This is a genomic window from Vibrio penaeicida, assembly GCF_002933855.1.
Taxonomy (GTDB): Bacteria; Pseudomonadota; Gammaproteobacteria; order Enterobacterales; family Vibrionaceae; genus Vibrio; species Vibrio penaeicida_A.
In genome coordinates, this window is sequence record NZ_BFAQ01000012.1 from 76,364 (window position 1) to 97,713 (window position 21,350).

Genomic DNA, 21,350 nt, shown 5'->3' on the forward strand with positions numbered 1-21,350 from the left:
TCCCTTTTCATTGTTAACCCTTAGGTTTCTTTCTTACATCGCCCAAATCCTTGGCACGACAGAGGGTTGTAGCCCCCAGTGTTCTCTTACCAGTGCCCTCACTTGTATAAAGGTACCCATAATGTCTTCAGACCATTTACCCAATGCGCGTACGACCATTAAATCCTCTAAACACGTAGCAGCGATAATCAAGGTGTTGGGCTGATTTTCCTGCTCTTCTTCAATGGACTGGAGCAAGGCTTGTACCAACTTGAGCATTTCATCGTCTGCCCCTGAAATATACAAACTCCCCATGGTGGGGTTTCCTTGTAACCCATTGTTATAAAAAAGCTTATCTCTACCTTGATAATCAAGTCCTTCGATTAAATAGGGTTTGTTATTGATTAATATCTCAGTTCTTCCTGATAGTTTTCCTTTTAGGAATCCCTCATTCAGTGCAGGGCGACCAAAACAGTGCATTTCCCATCCCATAAATTGGGCATTTTCTTCAAGTTCTATTCGGGTATTTAATCGGGCAATGGCGCCGGAAAAATAAATGTTCTCTAAAGGAAACCACTCTAAGGTTGCACCGTTTTCTACTTTCAGATGAAGGATTTGAGTCGCTGTATGTTCATCTGATAGGTAAAACTTTGTCGCGCCTGGTGTGGTAATTAGGGCGTGTGAGCCCGATTCGACGTGAGTGCTAATGGTGAGCGAATCGCCACCCACCACACCACCGGGTGGGTGAAGTAAGTAGCAGTGACAAACCTTACCTTCGGGATAGAGGGGGCGCTGAACAGCAAGCGGCCCTCGTTGTTCGCGATGGCTCAAAATGGTTTTGTTTTGGGTGGGGGAGAAAACCAAATTCAGGCTGGCTTGCCAACCCGAAGAGGAGGGTCGCGTTATAGGATCCTCTGTCTTGTTAGAGACCCCTGTCTTAAGAGAAACGTTTTGGTCGAATACAAGCGTCATACAGTCAGGTACTCCGAAATCAGTTTATCACTGAGACCGTCCATATTGCCGGACGCGACCATTCTTCCTCTATCTAACAATATAAACTGGTCACCTACTTTTCTGGCGAAAGGCAGTTTTTGCTCTACAAGCAGTACGGTGAGCCCAAGCTTTTCGTTAAGCATGCGTATGATGTCGCCAATCTCTTGCACGATGTTGGGTTGAATGCCTTCCGTTGGTTCATCCAATATTAAAAGCTCTGGGTTGACTACTAAGGCTCGCCCAATGGCAAGTTGTTGTTGCTGACCTCCGGAGAGATCACCGCCTCGGCGATGCTTCATCTCTTCGAGTACGGGGAAAATTTCGTAGATGAAGTTCGGTATTTTTCGGTCACTTTTATCCCGAATGGGAAGGCCGACAGACAGGTTTTCTTCTACGCTGAGCATTGGAAAGATCTGTCTGCCTTGAGGCACATACCCAATGCCTAGCCTTGGCCTATCTTCGGCGCTACGCTGGGCAATGCTTTCACCATTCAGTTCAATATCACCGCTTCTGATAGGGGTAAGCCCCATAATGCACTCCAATAGCGTACTTTTACCTACGCCATTTCTGCCCATCAAGACCGTGCACTCACCTTTGGGAATGGTAAGGCTTAGATCCCACAAAGTATGGCTTTCACCATAGTATTGATCGACGTTTTTTATCTCTAACATTATGACTCCCCCAGATACACTTGCTTTACTGTTGAGTCCGACTGTACTTTGTCCATACTGCCTTCTGCCAAAACATGCCCCTGATGCAACACCGTTACGTGCGATGCGATAGAACGAACAAAATCCATATCGTGTTCAACCACCACCACCGAATGTTTGCCAGCGAGGCCATTCAATAGCTCAGCGGTTCTGTCCATTTCTTGGTGAGTCATTCCCGCGACAGGTTCGTCCACCAGTAAAAGCTTGGGGCTTTGCATGAGTAACATGCCTATTTCTAGCCATTGTTTTTGCCCATGAGATAGGTTGCCAGCAGAGAGATTTGATTGATCTTTTAGGTGGATAAGTTCCAATACGGATTCAAGACGATCAGCTTGCTCGGCATTCAGTTTTGCTGTGAACGTGCCCCATAAACCTCGAACACCGGTCATCGCGAGTTCTAAGTTTTGCCAAACAGACAGACACTCAATTACGGTGGGCTTCTGGAATTTACGGCCTATGCCTGCGTTTGCGATGTCGGCTTCATTCATTTTGAGCAGGTTGAGATTGGAACCCAGCCATACCTGCCCACTGTCTGGTTTGGTTTTGCCCGTGATGATGTCCATCATGGTGGTTTTTCCCGCTCCATTTGGCCCTATGATGCAGCGTAACTCTCCCTCTTTGATGTAGAGGTTTAGATCGTCAATGGCTTTAAACCCATCAAAGCTTTTGTTGACACCTTCAAGGTAAAGCAGAATATTATGAGTCGTGTCGACGAGTGGGTGGATGTTCGGCTGCATAAAGCTAAACACTTTGTCGCGGCTCATCAGTTCAGTGGTTAGCATTAGGAGGTCTCCTTACTGGCTGTAAGTCGTTTTTTTAATGAGGGCAATTGCGCCAACGCACCGACCACGCCTTTAGGAAGATACAAGGTGGAAAGAACGAATAATCCCCCAAGGGCAAACAACCATATTTCTGGGAATTCGACGGTAAACCAGCTTTTGGCGTAGTTGACCAAAATCGCGCCAGCCACTGCACCGTAGAGTGTTGCCCTTCCACCGAGTGCCACCCAAATCACGATTTCGATTGAGTTGATAGGCGCAAATTCACCCGGATTAATGATGCCGACTTGTGGAACGTAGAATGCGCCAGCTAATCCTGCGATCATGGCAGAGAGTACAAAAATGCCGAGCTTGATGTTGTCGACGTCGTAACCCATGAAGCGGGTTCGGGATTCGGTGTCTCTAATGGCTAAAGCGACGCGTCCCAATCTGCTTTGAATGATCACTTTACATAAGATGTAACAAGCAATAAGAGCGATACCTGTACACATAAACAAAGCCAGCTTTGTGGCGTCTTGCTGCAAACTGAAACCGAGAATGTCTTTAAAGTCGGTCAGACCGTTGTTTCCACCAAACCCCATCTCGTTTCTAAAGAATGCCAGCATCAAAGCGTAGGTGAGTGCCTGTGTCATGATCGAAAGATAAACACCCGATACACGAGAGCGAAAAGCAAGGTACCCAAAGATAAATGCCAGAGAGCCAGGGACAAGAAGTACCATGAGGGCAGCGAACCAAAACTGATCAAACCCTAGCCAAAACCAAGGCAGTTCTTGCCAGTTTAAGAAGACCATAAAATCGGCTAATACCGGATCACCATAGACACCGCGGTCACCTATCTGCCTCATGAGATACATACCCATGGCGTAGCCACCTAGAGCAAAAAAGGCGCCATGACCTAAGCTGAGTATGCCGAGGTACCCCCAAACTAAATCGACAGACAGAGCAAGTAATGCGTAGCTGAGGTACTTACCCATTAATGAAACGGTAAAGGTTTCGATATGCAATGGGTGTCCTTGTGGCAAGACTAGGTTGCAAAAGGGCACCAGTATTAGAAGCAAAATAATGGTACCAAGTGTGGCTTTGCTGCCCTTGTCGCTGCTCAGTGCATTCCAAATGATGGAGTTAGATGATGATGCTGTACTTGAACTCATCATAATGATTACCCTTCAGCCGCACGGCCGCGCTGTGGAAATAATCCGCGTGGACGTTTTTGAATAAAGAGAATAATAAAAACCAAAACCAGTATTTTCGCGAGTACGGCACCCGCCCATGGTTCCAGTATTTTATTAAATACGCCTAAACTTAGGCCCGCGACGAGTGTTCCCCACAAGTTGCCAACCCCGCCAAAAACCACCACCATGAAAGAATCGATGATGTAGGCTTGCCCCATGTTAGGACCAACATTCGTAAGTTGAGACAAAGCAACGCCTGCTATTCCAGCGACACCCGATCCCAATCCAAATGTCATGATATCGACTCTTTCTGAGCGAATACCCATTGCTTTAGCCATCGGACGGTTTTGAGAAACGGCGCGCACTTGCAAACCTAGTGGCGTTTTCTTCAAAATCATCATGAGACCTGCAAACGCTGCAATACAAAATAGGATGATGTAAAGGCGGTTGTAGGTTAGGGCGAGCATGGGGTTGATTTCCAATGAACCGGACAGAAATTCCGGTGTGGTGACAGATCGATTGAGCGGTGAAAAAATAGAGCGTACGGCTTGCTGTAAAATGAGGCTGATACCAAAAGTCGCCAGCAATGTTTCTAAAGGTCGTCCATACAAATGACGAATAACACTTCGTTCAATCGTAATGCCGACGAGTGCTGAGACCATAAAAGCAGCAGGGATAGAGAGGAGCAGCGCTATTCCTGGGTAAGAAGGCATGATTTGTTGAATGACGTAAGTCGTGTAAGCGCCAATCATGATCAATTCGCCATGCGCCATGTTGATTACGCCCATTACCCCAAACGTAATCGCCAATCCAATGCCAGCAAGCACCAATACCGAACCCAAGCTCAAGCCAAAGAAAAGCGTCTCGATGCCTGAATACAAACGCTGGCTTTCTTGATATTGGTTTATTGCCTTGTTAGTAGCTTCTAAAACAGCAGCATCAGTATTTTGATTTTGCAATTGATTGAGGACTTGAAAAACAGCATCTTGCTTGCTTTCTGCGATTTTTTTAATGGCTTCAAGTTGGTGCTCGCCTTTTCCATTTTTCGCCAGATCTAGGTTCAAGTTGAGAGTTAAAAGCTGTTTTATCTCTGCGTTTGTCTCTATTTTTTCTTGCTTGGAGATGAGGGCGATTATTGATGGATCTTTTGTTCCTATTAATCTTTTACTGGCAGCTAGGCGAATATCATCATGTGGAGAAAGAAGATCTATTTTAGCCAATTGCAGACGCAGATAACTTCGAAGCTTGTTGTTTAGTTTTGCTTTTTTAAAATCCCGTTTGTTTTGGATAACCGTTTTTTCACCATTGGGAATCTGAACGGCTGTTTGCCCTTTTTTAAACGAGGTGATGGAATAGAGAGAGTGAGAAGAGGGCTGGACGTACAGTGAGCCTTTAAGCCATTGGCTTAAAACGGGTTTGGCTAATTCCGCTTGGGTTTCAACCAGCCAGTCCGCGGCACTTTTACGTTCTTCATATTTTCGGCTGAGTAATTTAGGTGTCAGTTCGCTGAACGCGCTCACCTCTGTACTCGCTATACTTTGCGCTGAAGATAAACACATCAGCCCAAGTAGAAAGTATCGGAAAAATTGCATTATTGTGTCCGTGCTAAGCAAATAGACCCCTCACAAAGTGTGAGGGGCAAAAATAAATTAATTCGTTCCTGAGCATTTCTTAGTTTCAACATTGAAACTGCCGCACGAGAATGGTTGCAACCAGCTGGAGTAAAGATCCTTAGAACCTGGCAAAAAGTCGGACCATGCGTCGCCCGCAACTAACCCTGTGGTTTCCCAAACAACTTCAAATTGACCGTCGTCTTGAATTTCGCCAATCAGGACAGGTTTGGTGATGTGGTGGTTTGGTAGCATGGTGGAGTAACCACCACTTAAGTTAGGGACGGAAACGCCAATTAAAGCGTCTTGAACGGCTTCAGGTTGAGTGGTGCCCGCATTGGTGACCGCTTGCGCCCACATGTTGAATCCGATGTAATGCGCTTCCATTGGATCGTTAGTGACACGGTCCTCGCTTTTAATAAAGGCTTGCCATTTTTCTACAAAATCATCATTGGACTCTGTTTCTACGCTCATGAAATAGTTCCAAGCGGCAAGGTGTCCGACTAAAGGAGAGGTATCCATGCCAGACAGTTCTTCTTCTCCCACTGAGAATGCAACAACTGGGATGTCTTCGGATGAAACGCCTTGAGCGCCTAGCTCTTTATAGAAAGGTACATTTGCATCGCCATTAATGGTGGAAACTACGGCTGTTTTTTTGCCTTCTGCGCCAAACTTCTTGATATCAGAAACGATGGATTGCCAGTCGGAATGACCAAAGGGTGTGTAATTGATCATGATGTCTTTTGCGTCGACACCTTTACCTTTTAAGTAGGCTTCTAAGATCTTATTGGTGGTTCTTGGGTAAACGTAATCGGTGCCAGCGAGTACCCATCGTTCCACATCGAGATCATTCATTAAATAGTCAACAGCAGGGATGGCTTGCTGGTTAGGTGCCGCTCCTGTGTAGAACACGTTTTTTGATGACTCTTCACCTTCATATTGAACGGGATAAAACAGGATACTGTTGAGCTCTTCAAAAACAGGTAACATGGATTTACGCGATACGGATGTCCAACCTCCAAAGACGACATCGACTTGTTCTTTTTCAATTAACTCGCGGGCTTTTTCTGCGAAAAGAGGCCAGTTTGAAGCGGGATCTACAACGACAGCTTCCAGTTTTTTACCAAGTAACCCACCTTTTTTGTTTTGCTCCTCAACCAACATCAATACCGTATCTTTCAATGTCGTTTCACTGATCGCCATCGTGCCTGATAGAGAGTGCAGCACGCCGACTTTAATGGTATCGGATGCTAATGCTTGGGAAGAAAGTGATATGAGGGTGCCTAACGCAGCAAGCTTCAATTTGAACGTCATGTTCTTCATGGTGTATCTCCTTATTGTGAATGGTTTTTCAACAACAAGAAGTGTGCCAAATAAAAATCTAGGTGATATTTGGTGGTAATGTATTGATAATTAAGGATTAAGGTATTTTCTCTCTTTATGTTTGGACTTGCATATAAATTGATTAACTTTGAATGCTTTTGGTGCAGTTGCACTGATAGGTTTCACCAATGTTGTGAATTAAAAGCTAAAAGCAAGCTGTTATCGCGCGGCTGTTTTTGTTATGAAGTTCGTTGTAATAATACGCGATTATTTCGTCATATAAGCTGGACTGCTTTAGGCTGATCAGAGTCTGATTAATGGCGGTGACAAGTTTTTCAGCTCTTGGTGATCGCTTCGATATCAAAAAATAAAAACGGACGTCATCTTCATTGAGTGGCTGACAAACAACATCGTTAGGTAGGGTTACCTCACCCGTTGCAATACTGCCAGCGATAATGGGGGCGGGGATTTCCATAATCTCGCAGCGACCATGTTTTAGCATCATGATCATGCTACTTAGCCCTGATTTGTGTATTGAAATGATCTCGTCTTCAAGATGAGTGCGCTTTTCGATGTAATTTTCAATAACACGCCCACCTGATTCGCAGACATCAAAATGTTTCATTTCACGCAGCGTTGTTAACCTGCCCCCCGACAGTGGATTGAATAGCCCTTTTGGAAAATCGTCTTCAGAATAAAATATGGCGCGAGAAAGGGTGTATATGGGCCCTATGAAATAGAATTCTTTTGCTTTCTCTTCACTGTATGTAATGTCTGTGGTGATTTCAAAGCGGCTCTCGTGACCAAATTTCTGTGAGTTATGAAGGCATCGCTTGTTAGGCATGAGCCTATACTGGAATTCAAACTGATGCTGATTTGCAGTGGCTTCCAATATATCTATATTGATGCCAACGATGTTGCTAGTTGGCCGTTTGTTCTCTTCTTTTACTACTGGCTTCTGTGATACTTCGTAGTAAAAAGGCGCCCAAGACTCACTACAGACTTGAACTGGAAGCTGATTGTTTAAGTTAGATTCTGTTTCGAAAGTATCGTCAGCGTTCGCATGGTTCTCTGCGTTCACGACGTTGAAAAGATTCAAAAAAACAACACTGATTAAAAAATACTGCCACAAATGCCGATGCATTTACCTATCCAATAAAAAGGTATTGACTTAAGTATAGTCAACCTACCGAGCTGAACGTGAAATAATCCCTGGTGATACTCTTGAAGAGAGAACAAAACCAGAAAGATTTGCCTGATGGAGCAGGTTTGCAACTGCTATACCTCAAAAGTGACTCTAAGAAGAGACTATTGGTAATGTTTCTCGTGACTTCTTTGGGTTTTGTCTATTATTTAATCAGTTATGGAAGTGATCAATTGGAGTGGATGATGGAACAGACACCGCGACACATTATGATGGAACTTGGGTACTTAGGGCTTTTACCCTTTCTTGGTTGTTTGGTACTTATGGTGGCGGATATTTCGCTATTTGGGCATACCCCACTGGGGCTTTTTGTTACTTATAGCGCGATTATTTTGAGCTTTTTATCCGGTGCTTTGTGGGGAAATGCGATTGATCATTTCTCTCACGCGTTGAGCCGTAATGGAATGCTATTAAGCAATTCTTTCACCTTTATTGCGTGGGCGGTTTTATTGCAATCGCCGGAAAATCATTGGATTTCTCTGTTCATGCTGGCTTTTGGGTATGTAGCGGTTTGGTTCACTGAAGCCACGTTACGAAACTCTGAAAATGAAAATAATGCGAAAGGTTACAATGCCCTTAGAACAAGGTTGACCATCGGGGTCGTCGCATTTCATGGGGTTGCACTAGTGGTATGAATATAATTGTAAATGATTCTCATTGAGTTTTGTTGCTGTATTGGTATTATCTGACGGCTTTTGGTTATATTCAACTAACCTCAGCCAAGGATGAGAACAAACCTATTGCACTTAAATCGAAGTAGCGATGTTTGAATAGAGTGTGGCTGCTCAGCTTATCCCAAACTGAGGTGCATTCAGGTAAGGAAACCGCAATGAGCCAAGTTTGGCACCCACTCACCCATGCTCAGCAATCTTATTGGGATGAGTTCTTAAATCACCCTGATAGTTCAGGATCTGTTGTAGCCCATCGTATTGAAATTAATGGTCCCTGTGATCATGAATTATTGTTGCGGGCTATTCGCCAAGCTGTTGATGAAGCTGATGTATTAAACCTTTCATTCAAAGTCGTGGAAGGTGAATCTTACCCACGCCAGTCCGTTACCCCTTCGTTGTATTCGAATGTAGAGGTTATCGATCTAAGAACAAAGCCAAATAACGAAGCGTCGGCTAACGAGATGATGGTAGCTGATGCAAGTACACCTATTGACCTGACCAATTCTGCCATTTCTTTACAAAGGCTCTATCTGTTATCTGATGAAAAACGAATTTGGTATTCTCGGGCGCATCATATTGCGGTAGATGGCTACAGTATGAGTTTAGTTGAGAGCCGGTGTGCAACGTTATACCGCTGCTTTTTACTAAAAGAAACACCACCTGCGGCACATAAAAGGCTCGATACATACATAAAAGAAGATCATGACTATCGTACAGGGAACCGATTCGGGAAAGATGAAGCGTTTTGGCAAGAATATATAGAGAATTCCGATCTTGAAAAAATAGAGAGTGGTAGCTTGTGCTTCGATACGGTAGAAAAAAGGTTAGAGTTACCTGATGAATTAGGTACGGCATTACTAACCTTATCTAAAAAGCTCATAATTGGGTGGACAGATATTTTACTGCTGCTAACCTCTGCGTACTTATACTCCGACTTCCGTAACACAGAAGGGCAAAAGGAGGATTCATTACCAGTATGGATCCCTTTTATGAATAGAATGGGAAATCCTTGCGCGAATACACCTTCGTTAATGGTAAATGCCATACCTTATAAAGTTTGCGTTAAACAAAATGAGAGTGTCGAAGATTATATTCTTAGCTCCGTAAAAGAGTTAAGAACGCTCTATTCACATGGTCGATATAGGCTAGAGAGTAAAAATATATCTGAAGGTCATCACTATTTCTTATCCCCCTTTATTAATATATTACCTTTCGACCCACCTGAATTTCATTTATGCCAGACAAACCACCAAGTCGTTGCTGGTGGTATTGCAGATGGTTTTAATATTACCTTTCGATCTTCAAAGGATGCCTCAGGAATGAGCTTATTTATTGAAGGAGAGTCGGCACTTTATCATCAGTCTGCAGTAGACGTGCATGCCAAAGGGCTAAAGGATTTTTTGCATTCCACATTGCTCAATTGTTCTACCGACTGACATCCATCAACCTTTTCAAATATACGATTTACTTTGCTCTATAAGTTATGCAGGGGCAGTCTCTGCATAATTTTGATTTGTCGATATAGGGCACTTACTCTTATATAAACGTCTTATTGATAATAATAACTATTACTAAATATAAATGAGAATGCTTTACATTTGTATGCGCTATCGATAGAGTACAAACCTAAATTCGTCAAGCTACAGATAGAAAAAATTTGCAAGCATCTGCATATTAATTTGTGATGCTTTTTTACTCTGTCTGAGAAGCGGTTTTTAGTCGGAATATTCGCTCTCAAATACATAACGTAGTGGTTAATGGGAGTCACAAGGAAGTCTAGTCGAATACTCAGTTAAAGAGTCCATCGCCTTTTCACTCATTTGAATAGCTTCCAGTTTGGCTTTTATTTTTTGATAAATCGTATTTGGGTGCATCAATTGTTAATGCTTAGTTAAGGAGAATTTTAAATGACAGCATTACGTCCAGCGCAGATGAATGTAATAGGAAACAAAACATTCAAATTGCGCACCTTATCCGCAGTTATTATGGGACTCTGCGTGGGTGGTCAGGCATTTGCAGAAACAAATAATAAAAATGAAGCAAATTCTGGAGAAGGTACTATTTCTGTTGTCACCGTAATTGGTGAAAAAACAGAGCGCTCCATTTACGACACTGGCTCAAGTGTTGAGGTTTTTGATGAAGACCGTATCAATACCACTCCAGGTGCCACTGAGATTGATGATCTGCTTCAGTTAACGCCAAACATCGTAGACTCAGGCCAGGGTAACAACCTACCATCGGTTCGTGGTGTGGATGGCTCAGGTCCGTCCATTGGTGGGCTTGCTGCTTTTGGCGGATCTATGCCAAGGTTGAACCTCTCAGTAGACGGGCGTTCAATGGGGTATACAGAAGTTGCCTTTGGTCCTAGTTCACTATGGGACATAAAACAGGCTGAAATTTACCTTGGACCACAAAGTTACATTCAAGGTAGAAATGCGTCTTCAGGTGCCATTGTCATGAAATCAAATGATCCTACCTATCACTTTGAAAGTAAGGTTAAAGGTGCAATTGGCGAACAGAACTATTCTCAGACAGCAGCAGTAATATCCGCTCCAATTTTAGAGGATGAACTTGCGTTTAGATTGAGCGTCGATCAGCAAAAGCGCAAGAGTTATGAAGATCTCACGTCTTACGAGCCAGCCGGTGATCCTGGAAGAATCGAGATGACGACTGCGCGCGGAAAATTCCTTTACGAGCCATCAGGGCTTCCAGGCTTCAAGACCACTGTAACTGTTGTTCATATGGATACCCGTTCACCACAATCTGAAGCTATTCAAGGGGCTACAGACGACAATCGTGCTGTCTATGAAACTCAATCGACTAGTGGTATATGGGATGTTTCATATACATTATCTGAAACTTTAGTGTTAGAGAATAACTTTATCTACACAGATCGTTCGTACGACAGAATCTCTGATCCAGCAGCATTTCGTGGAAAGAAAGATGTGAAATCTGATGGTAAAGAAATTCAAGTTGAACCAGTTGTTCGATTTAATTCAGTAGATGGAGATGTTTCGAGCTTATTTGGATTGCGTTACTTTAAGTCAAATGACGATGATGTCTATGAGCAAACTGGGTTATCTACTCCAATGACAGGTGAAAACAGCAGTGTTTCTGCTTTTGGTGAAGTAACGTATGCGGTAACCCCAAAAATAGAGCTTGTCGCAGCAGGTCGATTTGAGCGCGAAAACAAAAAACGTTTTATCAATACATCTAGTTACTCCCTAGATTACGATGAATCCTCTGGTGTATTTCTACCTAAGCTAGAAGTTAGTTACAAACCTGGAGAAGCACAAACAGTGGGTGTCCGTGCAGCTAAAGGATTTAGTTCAGGAGGCGCTGGATTAGGGTTTAATGGAATTAATTTTGTTGGCTTTACTCCTTATACCTACGAAAATGAATACGTTTGGAACTATGAGTTATTCACTCGTCACAGATTGTTAGGTGATACTCTTGAGCTAACCTCTAATGTCTTCTACAACGATTTTGACAACTTCCAGGTTATTCAAACTTCGACAAATGGTGATGTGCAAATAGACAATGTCGACGGCGCAAATACGTATGGTGCTGAGCTAGGAAGTCGTTGGTTGACAACATCCGATCTAGAGTTTTTTGCATCACTAGGCTTGTTGAAATCGAACTTCAAAGATCCTTCAGACAAAAATAAAGAGCTTCCTCGCGCACCTTCTTTAAACGCAAAGCTAGGAGCGCTGTATAATTTTGCTGATGGTTTTGAATTAAGTGGGAACGCAAGCTACTCTGGTGGCTATTTCAGTGACATTGAAAATACCGAAAGCGAAAAAGTTGACGCATACTGGGTTGCCAATGCTCAGCTAGCTTATGTATTCGACAGCGGTCGTGTTGCACTATTTGCGTCCAACTTGTTTGATTCGCAAAAAGAAACGTTTTATTTTGACACAGCTGTAACAAAACAAGCACCTCGCCAAATTGGTGCTTCTGTAGAACTGAATTTCTAACAATTAAGTTTGACCAAAAAACGCCTTGCAATGACGCAAGGCGTTTTGTTTAGAAACAAAAAAGCAGCTTAGGATTTATACCAAAGCTGCTTGATTTTTAATTCCGATGGTTATGCAGGTACTTCATTTGATGCGATGATTTTTTCCCAAGCTTCTAATGTTGGGTTTTCCATTAGCTGCGCAAAGTTGAGATTCAAGCCTGCATTTCTATATTGCCCCGTCAGACGCATCATGCTGATTGAGTCCAAACCGAGTTCAATAAGATTTACATCAGGTTTTATTGAATCAGCTGAAACGCCTAAAAGCTGGCTAACTGTCTCTAATAAATCAATATTCGCTTCTTGCTTTGACAAAATAATATCCTTTTTTTCGGAAGCTTACCTTTTACTTCCAATGTTTGATTCAAAATCGTTGTACACAATATCATTACTTGATTGTGGTGTTCAAATGATTATTATTACCATTTAGAAAAATGCTGCGCATAAGTTGCAGTGAGTGTGTTTGATTATCTTTTTTCAAGCAAATACTCTCGTCATCAGTACAGAAACATTAGGGAATGAGATGGACATCGTACTCAAGGAAAATGAGGTACAACAAGATTTGCTTTTCGGTTTTGTTGAACAGTCTGAAAGTCAATTTAAAAAATTTCAAAATGCCAATATATGGCTTAACACACCTTTGTGGGGGATTTTATCTGAGGGAGTAGATAAACACCCAAAGAAGATCGCGGTTGAAGATTCTCATGGCGTGCTTTCTTATAAAGAGCTGCAACTTGAAGCTGACAAAATAGCAGCTGGTTTAAAGGAGGATGGTTTAAAAGCAGGTGATAGAGTCGTTTTCCAAATTTCGAACAGTCTTTTTTTTGCAAAGGTTTTTTTTGCAATACAAAGGGCAGGTTTGGTTCCGGTACTGGCTTTGCCTGCACATGGTGTTGTCGAAATTCGTCATTTCATGAAAATTTCTGGTGCAAAGGCTTATTTTGGCTCCAATTTAGAAAATGATGGCAAAGCGCTTCATATTTCAGATTCACTTTCTAAAGAATTCCCTGAACTGAAACATATCTATATCGCAGGCGATTCAGGGAAATACGGCTCTATGCCTATGGGTGAGGTTAATCAGTTTATACCCGAAGAATCAAATCCCGATTTTCCGGCTCTGTTTTTGGTCTCAGGTGGGACAACGGGCCTTCCTAAGCTCATTCCAAGAACACATAACGATTATCGCTTTAACATTCAGAGTTGCGCCGACGCGAGCGAATTATCAAATGAAGAGGTTTATCTTGCGGTTCTACCAGCAGCACACAACTTTACGTTAGGGTGCCCTGGGTTACTTGGTGCACTTCAGTGTGGCGGAAAAGTCATCTTTAGTACAAACCCTAGCCCCGACTATTGTTTCGATGTTATTGAAAAAAATAAAGTCACTTCTACAGCATTAGTTCCTGCGTTAGCTCAGTTATGGACAGCAGCTAAAGAATGGGAGAATGCTGACACATCCAGTTTGAGACTTATCCAAGTGGGTGGTTCTAAACTTGCGCATTCCGATGCTCTAAATGTTCAACAAGCATTTCCTGGTGCACTTCAACAAGTCTTTGGAATGGCTGAAGGTCTGATTGCCTGCACTCGACTTGGTGATGATGATGAACTCGTTGCAACTAAACAGGGACGCCCTGTTAGTCATTGGGATGAGGTGCGTGTTGTTAATGCCGAGGGGAAACTCGTTTCGGTTGGAGAAGAGGGGGAGTTGCTCACTCGAGGTCCGTATACATTAAGAGGTTACTACCGAGCTGCAGAGCACAATGAGCGTTCTTTTACTGAAGATGGGTTTTACCGAAGTGGCGATCGCGTCATCGTGGATGAAAATGGCTACATTGTGGTGACGGGTCGGATCAAAGATGTCGTAAACCGAGCTGGCGAATGTATTGCTACAGATGAATTGGAAGAGCAGTTGCTTGCCCATCCCAATGTTGCACAAATCGCAGTCGTTGCCGTACCGGATAAGCATTTGGGGGAAAGAATAGGCGTAGCGTTAGTCAAGAAAGGTCGAGTGCCGACGCTTCAAGAATTGCGAGTTTTCCTTCAAGAACAGGGTATCGCTTCATTCAAATTACCAGATGAGCTAAATGTTGTGTCGAGCTTGCCTAAAACGGCTGTTGGCAAGATAGATAAAAAGCGCGTTCCTGGTCCAGATGGATCCCCTTGGGTTAATACTCCAATATAAAGAAATTCAGGCGACGAATACGTGGTCTGATTCCACGCTAAAGCGACGGTATACTGATTGAATATTTATTGATAATAAGATACATTCTTATTTCGTTTTAAGGACGAAGAATTTCTATTTTCCCCATATTCTTCAATAACTAAGGAATAACTCAGAAAGTAGGAAGTTGAAAGCAGACAACAGGGAATGAAATTAAAGGAAATTAACGTGTCATCTTTAAAGAAGCCAGAAGCTTGCGAAAGTCTTAATGATATTCGTATAGGAATAGATACCCTTGACAAAGAGATTATTCATATTCTTTCAAGGCGAATGGGCTATGTAAAAGCAGCAGCACAGTTTAAGCCTAATGAAGAGAGTATTCCAGCCCCCGAACGTGTCGTTGTAATGTTGGAAGATCGAAAAAAATGGGCCGAAGAAGCAGGGATTTCAACAGAGTTTGTTGAATCGATTTTCCCTAACATAATCGATTGGTACATTAACCAGCAAATACAGCACTGGCGCAATGAAAGAGGGCTTTCGACAGAAGAGTCCGAAAATACAGCAACGTGATAATAACTTTTTAAAATTATCAGTTGGGTAAGTAATTAGAGCGCGACATATTATCAACTTATATGTTTTTACTTTAGTTGCTAAGCGCAAAAGATCTGATTTATCAGAAGACTTAATTAGGAACCTTAGGCGCTAATTAGAGTATTAAGGACAATCACAAATGGCTATACCTAAAATTGCGAGTTACGACTTGCCGGAACACAAAGAATTTCCAGACAACAAGACGAATTGGAAAATTGACCCTAGCGAAGCGGTACTGCTGATTCACGATATGCAGGAATACTTCGTGAACTATTATGAGATGAACGCCTCACCTATGGCTGAAGTTCTTAAAAATATACAAGAACTTAAGAAGAAAGCGAAAGAAGCGGGGATACCTGTTGTTTATACTGCCCAACCCGCTAATCAAGATCCAAAAGACCGTGCTTTGTTAACAGACTTTTGGGGACCTGGGTTGAATGGCGATCATACTCCAGTTGTTTCTTCTCTCACGCCTGAAAAAGATGATATTGAATACGTCAAATGGCGTTACAGCGCGTTCAAGAAAACCCCATTGCTTGACTACATGAAAGAGAATGGTAAAACCCAGCTGATCATTTCGGGCATTTACGGGCATATTGGCATTTTATCCACAGCACTTGATGCTTTTATGCTGGATATAAAGCCGTTTATTGTGGGTGACGCCATTGCTGATTTCTCTCGTGAAGACCATGTTCATACATTGAATTATGTTGCTGGTAGAGCGGGGAGTATTAAAAGCCTGAGTGAGGTAATTGGTGAAATCCAGTCATCCAAAGGTAGTGTATTAAGCCTAAATGTTCTGCAATCTGATGTAGCAGAAACGCTAGGGGTAGCTGCACAAGATATTGATGTGAATGAAAACTTAATTTTTATGGGATTGGATTCTATTAGGGTCATGACACTTGTAGAGAAGTGGAATAAGCAGGGTGCCGATGTTTCGTTCGCCAAGCTTATGGAAACGGTTTCCTTACAGGAGTGGTGGAGAACGATTGAGACCACTCTAAATAATAAGAAGGAAGAAGTGTCAGCGTAACGACTCGTTAAATTGACTCTAATTTCAATAAATATCCATAAGAGGTAAACCGATGAGCGATAATCCAGAGCGCTTATATCCGATGTTATTAAGCTTCGTACGTAAGGAATACGTATCTAAAAGCCTTCTACGAGTGACGGTAACAGGTGAAGACTTAATAGGGTTCCCTGAAGATCAAGGTGGTACCCATATAAAAGTATTTTTTCCAAATAGGGAAAATGGGATATTGCAGCTCCCGTATAGGGAAGGTGAAACGGTTGTATGGCCAGAACATAAACCAGTCCCTAGAGCATATTCAGTTAGAAAATACCGTGCGGATGTGAATGAACTTGATATCGATTTTGTGACTCATGGCGAAAATTCTCCTGGTGGTGGCTGGGCGTTAAAAGCGAAAGAAGGTTCTCAGATTGGGCTCGTTGGTCCAGCAGGACCCGACCCATTGATTGAACCCGCGGATTGGCACATTTTTGCTGGTGACCTTACCGCTGCCCCAGCTATTAGCGCTATTTTAGAAGACCTTCCGTCTGATACCGTAGGTTATGCATTTATCGAGATTGATGAGACTGAAGATATTCACGACATAGAGCATCCGGAAGGTGTTGCCGTGAAGTGGATTCTAAGGGAACCAAAAGATGGTCATGCTCAGTTGAGTAAGGCGATCAGTGGTCTTACACCTCCTGGTAGCGCAGAGAAGCTTTCTGCTTTTATTGCTGGTGAGAATGAAAGTGTTCTCGCTTGCCGAAAAGTGCTCAGAGAAGAATATAAACTGACTAAGAGAGACATGTATGCAATTCCTTACTGGAAACGAGGTAAGGATGAAGAGGCATATCATGATGAACGCCATGAGGTAATGGACGAAGAATACTAATTTCTTCACCAGAACCTAGCCTATCCGACAAAAAAACCGACTTCACTGAAGTCGGTTTTTTTATTCTTATACTCAAACCACCTCAAGGTGCTAGGTTCAGCGAGAATTGCTTGGTTTTCAGGCAAGGAGCCGATTTGAAGATCTAGTGGTTCTAAATCTAGAATCGGTAACGCGGCATGAAAACCAAGCAAACTCGCCCTTGGGAGCTCATCTTCTGTCCCATTTCATCGTCAAAGAACTTGGAAAGGACTCGTCATTCCACTGCGTTCTTTTCCTTGAACTGAAACAGAAGATAAAGCTCTGAATCCTGCATCTTGAGGTGGTTTGAGTATATTGAGGAGAAAGGCTTATATTTAGGCCGAAGTGTATTCCTCTCGAAGCTTTTTCTTGTTGATTTTACCAACGGAAGTTTTTGGTAATGATTCGACAAATTTAATGAGGTCAGGGATTTTGTAATCCGCTAAGCCGCATTCGCGCAAGAAGTATTTAAGTTTGATCGGGTTTACTTCGGTCCCTTTTGCCTTAACGACAACCGCACAACTGCGTTCACCTAGATAATCATCGGGTATGGCAATTAAAGCGACATCATGGATACACTCATGACGTAGCAACTGGTTCTCGACTTCTTCTGCTGCAATTTTTTCGCCTCCTCGATTAATCTGGTCTTTATCTCTCCCCGTTACAACGATGTTGCCATCTTCGGTGAGTTTGACAATGTCCCCAGTACTGTAAAAACCTTCGTTATTAAATGAGCGGCGATTATGCTCTTCTGCGCGGTAATAGCCACGAATGGTGTAAGGTCCTTGAGTAAGAAGGAAACCCTCGTCTCCTACTGGCACATTAGCTCCATTTTCATCTACGACCTTTACTTGGTCATGCTCAGAAATAGGTCGACCTTGGGTAGAGGTAATCACTTCGATAGGATCGTCTAGGCGAGTGTAGTTAACCAGCCCTTCAGCCATGCCAAACACCTGTTGAAGTCGGCAGTCCAGTTTGTCTGGTAACTCCTTCGCAGCTGTCTCGCTAAATTTTGCGCCGCCCACCTGAACGAGTTCAAGACTTGAGAGGTCATGGGTTGTGGACTGAGCTTGATCCATCCACAGCAAAGCGAGCGGAGGCACCAAGCCAGACACGGTTACTCTGTGTTCTTCGATCAGCTCAAACGCAGAATTAGGTGTTGGGTCTTGAGTCAGAACCACGGTTCCACCTGCGAAGAATACCCCTAAAGCACCAGGGGAACTTAACGGGAAGTTGTGGGCGACAGGTAGCGCGCAAAGGTAACGAGTATTTTCATCAAATTCGCAAATGACGTTGCTGCCAATAACGCTGTAAGCATAGTCATTGTGAGTGCGGGGAATCAATTTTGGAGTCCCCGTTGTTCCACCGGACAATTGAAAGAATGCTAAGTCTGATGCATCTGCGGTTTGAATATGATCCGGTTGCCCCTCGATATCCTCTAATGCGGTGAATCTATCGTCCTGAATACTTGAAGTATTGCCACGCACAAGCACGTGCTTCAGCTCATTATCTTCATCAAGTACTTGCGTTGCTAATCCTTGGTAGTTAAACCCTGTATGTTCACCATCGATAATGTAAGCTTTCGCTTCAGCATGTTTACAAAAATAAGAGATTTCAGACAATCGATGAGCAGGCAAAGCTAAAACTGGTCGAATGCCTTTCTGCAGCAATGCAAAGTAGCAGAGGTAGAATTCCGCTACGTTTGTCATCTGCAATACGACGTTGTCACCTTTGACTAATCCTAGTGACTGAAAACCAGATGCCAGTTTGGAGATACGCTCGGCTAGTCCTTTGTAGGTGAATTGGCGCTCACCGCATACCAGTGCAATCGAGTCACCATATTGGGTAACAGAGTGCTGAAAATGGTCGAAAAGCGTTTTGTCTAACCAATACCCAAGTTCTCTATATTGCGTGTCCAGAGATTCTGGCCACGCTGTAAAATCTATTTGATTATTCGAACCCACAATTCCACCTAAGCAGTCAGCATGTCTTTAAGTTGGATCCCTGCCGCAGTCAAAATGGTGTTCATCTTCGCACCTGTTTCATCCAGCTCGCTTTGCGGTTGAGATTCATCAACAATACCTGCACCAGCAAATACTTTCATTTGGCGCTTCTGCACTTCTGCACAACGGATGGTGACCACCCACTCGCCGTTACCTCTTGAATCACACCATCCCACCATGCCCGTAAAGTAACCGCGATCGAACTGCTCCAATTTTCTGATTGCATCGTAGGCTTTTTCGCGAGGATAACCGCAAACCGCTGGGGTGGGGTGCAGCTCTGCCGCGACCTTTAGAACATTGATTGCAGGGTCATTGACTTGTCCTTCTAGAACAGTGGAAAGGTGCAACATAGTCTTTGTTTCAATAACCGAAGGAATCATAGGCGTATAAAGGTTGTAGCAGTACCTACTCATAATGCGTTCAACTTCTTCAACGACCAAACCGTGCTCGTACAAATCTTTATTTGTATTCAGTAGGGAATCGACAGATGCTTTATTCAGTTCTTGAGATTCCGATCTTGGACGAGAACCAGCAAGGGGGTTAGAAACTAAGTGGCTGCCTTTTTTAGCGACAAGAAGCTCGGGGCTTGCCCCCATCAGTTTTTGGTCTTCACTGATGTTTGCAGCAAAGGTGTACCCCTTAGAATTGATCGATAAAAGATTGCGAAGCAAAGCTTGCTGCTGAATATCCGTGTCTGTTGCAACTTCAATTGCACGAGAAAGAACAACCTTTGAAAGCTCGGTGTTAGCAAACATATCGAGCAGATCGGATACCCCTTGTTTGTAATGATTACCACTTGGTGAAGAAATCACTCTTGCGTCAGAAGATGACTGAGAGTTAGGTCTTAGCGCTCTGGTGCTACTCGAAACATACAGTTTCTCTGGAATGATAAATTTAGTTGGATTTTCTTCATTAAACGGCACAACACCAAACAAAACCGGATTATCCGAATCCGACTTCTTTGCTGCCTGAAGCATTTCGTTGGCTTGAGCCGCTAACTGGGTAAATGGAATGGATTGATGAAATTCATTCTCGATACCTTTACCCATCATGGTGTTATCTGGAGAAGCGAAGAAAAACGGAGAAGACAATAATTCACAGTCCAATAGTTCACTTTCCATTTTTGAATAGCCAATCACTTCACGTTTCATAACAGATCCCTCTTGAAATATAGATCGTGATAATGGGACGCCGTACCAAAAAATCAGAAGTTATATCCTGTCTAAGGCGGAGCATCTTCATCGGGTTGCTTATTTTGGGAACTAAGATTACAGTTACGAACGGTTAAATGCTAATGATAATAATTACCATTTGGTGTTAATTCTCATTATTAAACATTGATCACAGTTATTGCCTCTTTCCTTTAATTAAATGTTAATAAGAGTGCTTTTTTGATTGTTTTTCATACGGTTATTTTCATATATGTCAAAATTTCTTGAGGGAAGTCACGTTTTACTGACGGGTGCTGCAAAAGGTATTGGGTTTAGCACACTAGAGAGTTTGCTCGAAGCAGGGGCGAAGGTGATAGCAACGGATATAGATGAGGATCTATTAGCCTCTAAATCTGATTTTCTTTCTACGCAATATCCAGATCAGCTTCAGGTGTTCAAACTGGATTTGTCCAAACCGGATTGTGTTAAAGAAAGTGTTCATCAATGGATCAGTGAGTATGGGGAGTTTGACCATTTAGTCAGTTGTGCAGGTGTACTACACTTAGGTGCCTTGTGTGATATGGCTTTAGAACAGATCGAGAATACCTTTATGGTGAATACGTTTGGTGTTCTGTCTGCAATGCAGGCTGTATCGGCGAGTATGAAAGCGCGACGCAAAGGCAATATTGTGGTCGTGGGGTCAAATGCAGCAAATACACCTCGAGCAAATATGGGAGCGTACGCTGCTTCAAAATCGGCGCTGCATATGTTTGTGAAGTCGGTAGGTATTGAGCTCGCACCATTGTGTATTCGATGTAACATTGTCAGCCCTGGCTCAACCCGTACCGAGATGCAGTTACAGCTTTGGAATGATGATTATGGTGAAGAGCAGGTGATTGCAGGAGACGCAAAACAGTTTCGATTAGGCATTCCACTAAATAAAATTGCCGAACCTAACGATATTGCCCAAACCATTTTATTCTTGATGTCTGACGCAGCTAATCACATCACTATGCATGACCTCCGCGTTGACGGTGGTGCAACGCTTGATAACTGATCTGACATCCTGAGC

The 21,350-nt window shown here is 43.0% G+C and carries 18 protein-coding genes; 8 read left to right on the forward strand and 10 right to left on the reverse strand.

Going from position 1 to position 21,350, the window contains the following annotated elements:
* Window positions 1-33 precede the first annotated feature (33 nt).
* From VPNCDNU1_RS05950 to VPNCDNU1_RS05980, 7 genes are all read right to left on the reverse strand, one after another.
* Window positions 34-951 (reverse strand): urease accessory protein UreD, encoded by a 918-nt coding sequence (locus tag VPNCDNU1_RS05950; protein WP_104399516.1) that lies wholly within the window; start codon window positions 949-951, stop codon window positions 34-36.
* Window positions 948-1,643 (reverse strand): urea ABC transporter ATP-binding subunit UrtE, encoded by a 696-nt coding sequence (urtE, locus tag VPNCDNU1_RS05955; RefSeq protein ID WP_104399517.1) that lies wholly within the window; start codon window positions 1,641-1,643, stop codon window positions 948-950. The genes VPNCDNU1_RS05950 and urtE overlap by 4 nt, the downstream gene beginning before the upstream one ends.
* Window positions 1,643-2,464: an urea ABC transporter ATP-binding protein UrtD gene (urtD, locus tag VPNCDNU1_RS05960; RefSeq protein WP_104399518.1), complete on the reverse strand. Its 822-nt coding sequence runs from the start codon at window positions 2,462-2,464 to the stop codon at window positions 1,643-1,645. Before urtD ends, urtE begins: the two co-directional genes overlap by 1 nt.
* Complete coding sequence (urtC, locus tag VPNCDNU1_RS05965) at window positions 2,464-3,612, reverse strand: urea ABC transporter permease subunit UrtC (RefSeq protein ID WP_104399645.1); 1,149 nt, start codon at window positions 3,610-3,612, stop codon at window positions 2,464-2,466. The genes urtD and urtC overlap by 1 nt, the downstream gene beginning before the upstream one ends.
* Window positions 3,613-3,620: 8 nt before the next feature.
* The gene (urtB, locus tag VPNCDNU1_RS05970; protein ID WP_104399519.1) at window positions 3,621-5,225 is read right to left on the reverse strand and encodes an urea ABC transporter permease subunit UrtB; all 1,605 of its coding nucleotides are present in this window, start codon (window positions 5,223-5,225) and stop codon (window positions 3,621-3,623) included.
* 57 nt (window positions 5,226-5,282) lie between these two features.
* Window positions 5,283-6,566, reverse strand: coding sequence for an urea ABC transporter substrate-binding protein (urtA, locus tag VPNCDNU1_RS05975; RefSeq protein WP_104399520.1), 1,284 nt, complete (start codon window positions 6,564-6,566; stop codon window positions 5,283-5,285).
* A 205-nt stretch (window positions 6,567-6,771) separates the two neighbouring features.
* Window positions 6,772-7,710 carry a substrate-binding periplasmic protein gene (locus tag VPNCDNU1_RS05980; RefSeq protein ID WP_104399521.1) on the reverse strand — a complete coding sequence of 313 codons (939 nt, stop codon included), beginning with the start codon at window positions 7,708-7,710 and terminating at the stop codon, window positions 6,772-6,774.
* A gap of 245 nt (window positions 7,711-7,955) precedes the next feature.
* Here VPNCDNU1_RS05980 and VPNCDNU1_RS05985 point away from each other — a divergent pair, with 245 nt between their 5' ends.
* The 3 genes from VPNCDNU1_RS05985 to VPNCDNU1_RS05995 all read left to right on the forward strand — a co-directional run bounded on the left by VPNCDNU1_RS05985 (window position 7,956) and on the right by VPNCDNU1_RS05995 (window position 12,418).
* Window positions 7,956-8,405 carry a DUF3429 domain-containing protein gene (locus VPNCDNU1_RS05985; RefSeq protein ID WP_101109935.1) on the forward strand — a complete coding sequence of 150 codons (450 nt, stop codon included), beginning with the start codon at window positions 7,956-7,958 and terminating at the stop codon, window positions 8,403-8,405.
* A gap of 194 nt (window positions 8,406-8,599) precedes the next feature.
* Window positions 8,600-9,877, forward strand: coding sequence for a condensation domain-containing protein (locus VPNCDNU1_RS05990; protein ID WP_104399522.1), 1,278 nt, complete (start codon window positions 8,600-8,602; stop codon window positions 9,875-9,877).
* 471 nt (window positions 9,878-10,348) lie between these two features.
* The gene (locus VPNCDNU1_RS05995) at window positions 10,349-12,418 is read left to right on the forward strand and encodes a TonB-dependent receptor (protein WP_104399523.1); all 2,070 of its coding nucleotides are present in this window, start codon (window positions 10,349-10,351) and stop codon (window positions 12,416-12,418) included.
* Between the two features lie 110 nt (window positions 12,419-12,528).
* On the opposite strand, the gene VPNCDNU1_RS06000 is transcribed toward VPNCDNU1_RS05995, so the two are convergent.
* Window positions 12,529-12,771, reverse strand: a complete 243-nt coding sequence (locus VPNCDNU1_RS06000) for a phosphopantetheine-binding protein (RefSeq protein ID WP_104399524.1) — start codon at window positions 12,769-12,771, stop codon at window positions 12,529-12,531.
* A gap of 208 nt (window positions 12,772-12,979) precedes the next feature.
* Between VPNCDNU1_RS06000 and VPNCDNU1_RS06005 the strand changes: the two genes are divergently transcribed.
* The 4 genes from VPNCDNU1_RS06005 (at window position 12,980) to VPNCDNU1_RS06020 (ending at window position 17,106) form a co-directional block, all read left to right on the forward strand.
* A complete protein-coding gene (locus VPNCDNU1_RS06005; protein WP_104399525.1) occupies window positions 12,980-14,635 on the forward strand; it encodes a (2,3-dihydroxybenzoyl)adenylate synthase in 1,656 nt (551 codons plus the stop codon).
* Between the two features lie 207 nt (window positions 14,636-14,842).
* The gene (locus VPNCDNU1_RS06010) at window positions 14,843-15,184 is read left to right on the forward strand and encodes an isochorismate lyase (RefSeq protein ID WP_104399526.1); all 342 of its coding nucleotides are present in this window, start codon (window positions 14,843-14,845) and stop codon (window positions 15,182-15,184) included.
* Window positions 15,185-15,344: 160 nt separating this feature from the next.
* Window positions 15,345-16,238 (forward strand): isochorismatase family protein, encoded by an 894-nt coding sequence (locus VPNCDNU1_RS06015; RefSeq protein WP_104399527.1) that lies wholly within the window; start codon window positions 15,345-15,347, stop codon window positions 16,236-16,238.
* A gap of 52 nt (window positions 16,239-16,290) precedes the next feature.
* Window positions 16,291-17,106 carry a siderophore-interacting protein gene (locus VPNCDNU1_RS06020; RefSeq protein ID WP_104399528.1) on the forward strand — a complete coding sequence of 272 codons (816 nt, stop codon included), beginning with the start codon at window positions 16,291-16,293 and terminating at the stop codon, window positions 17,104-17,106.
* A 353-nt stretch (window positions 17,107-17,459) separates the two neighbouring features.
* Here the strand turns inward: VPNCDNU1_RS06020 and VPNCDNU1_RS06025 are convergent, their stop codons facing one another.
* Window positions 17,460-19,088 (reverse strand): (2,3-dihydroxybenzoyl)adenylate synthase, encoded by a 1,629-nt coding sequence (locus tag VPNCDNU1_RS06025; protein WP_104399529.1) that lies wholly within the window; start codon window positions 19,086-19,088, stop codon window positions 17,460-17,462.
* 8 nt (window positions 19,089-19,096) lie between these two features.
* Window positions 19,097-20,278, reverse strand: coding sequence for an isochorismate synthase (locus VPNCDNU1_RS06030; RefSeq protein WP_104399530.1), 1,182 nt, complete (start codon window positions 20,276-20,278; stop codon window positions 19,097-19,099).
* Between the two features lie 271 nt (window positions 20,279-20,549).
* On the opposite strand from VPNCDNU1_RS06030, the gene VPNCDNU1_RS06035 reads away from it, so the two are divergent.
* Complete coding sequence (locus VPNCDNU1_RS06035; protein ID WP_104399531.1) at window positions 20,550-21,335, forward strand: 2,3-dihydro-2,3-dihydroxybenzoate dehydrogenase; 786 nt, start codon at window positions 20,550-20,552, stop codon at window positions 21,333-21,335.
* The last annotated feature ends 15 nt before the right edge of the window (window positions 21,336-21,350 follow it).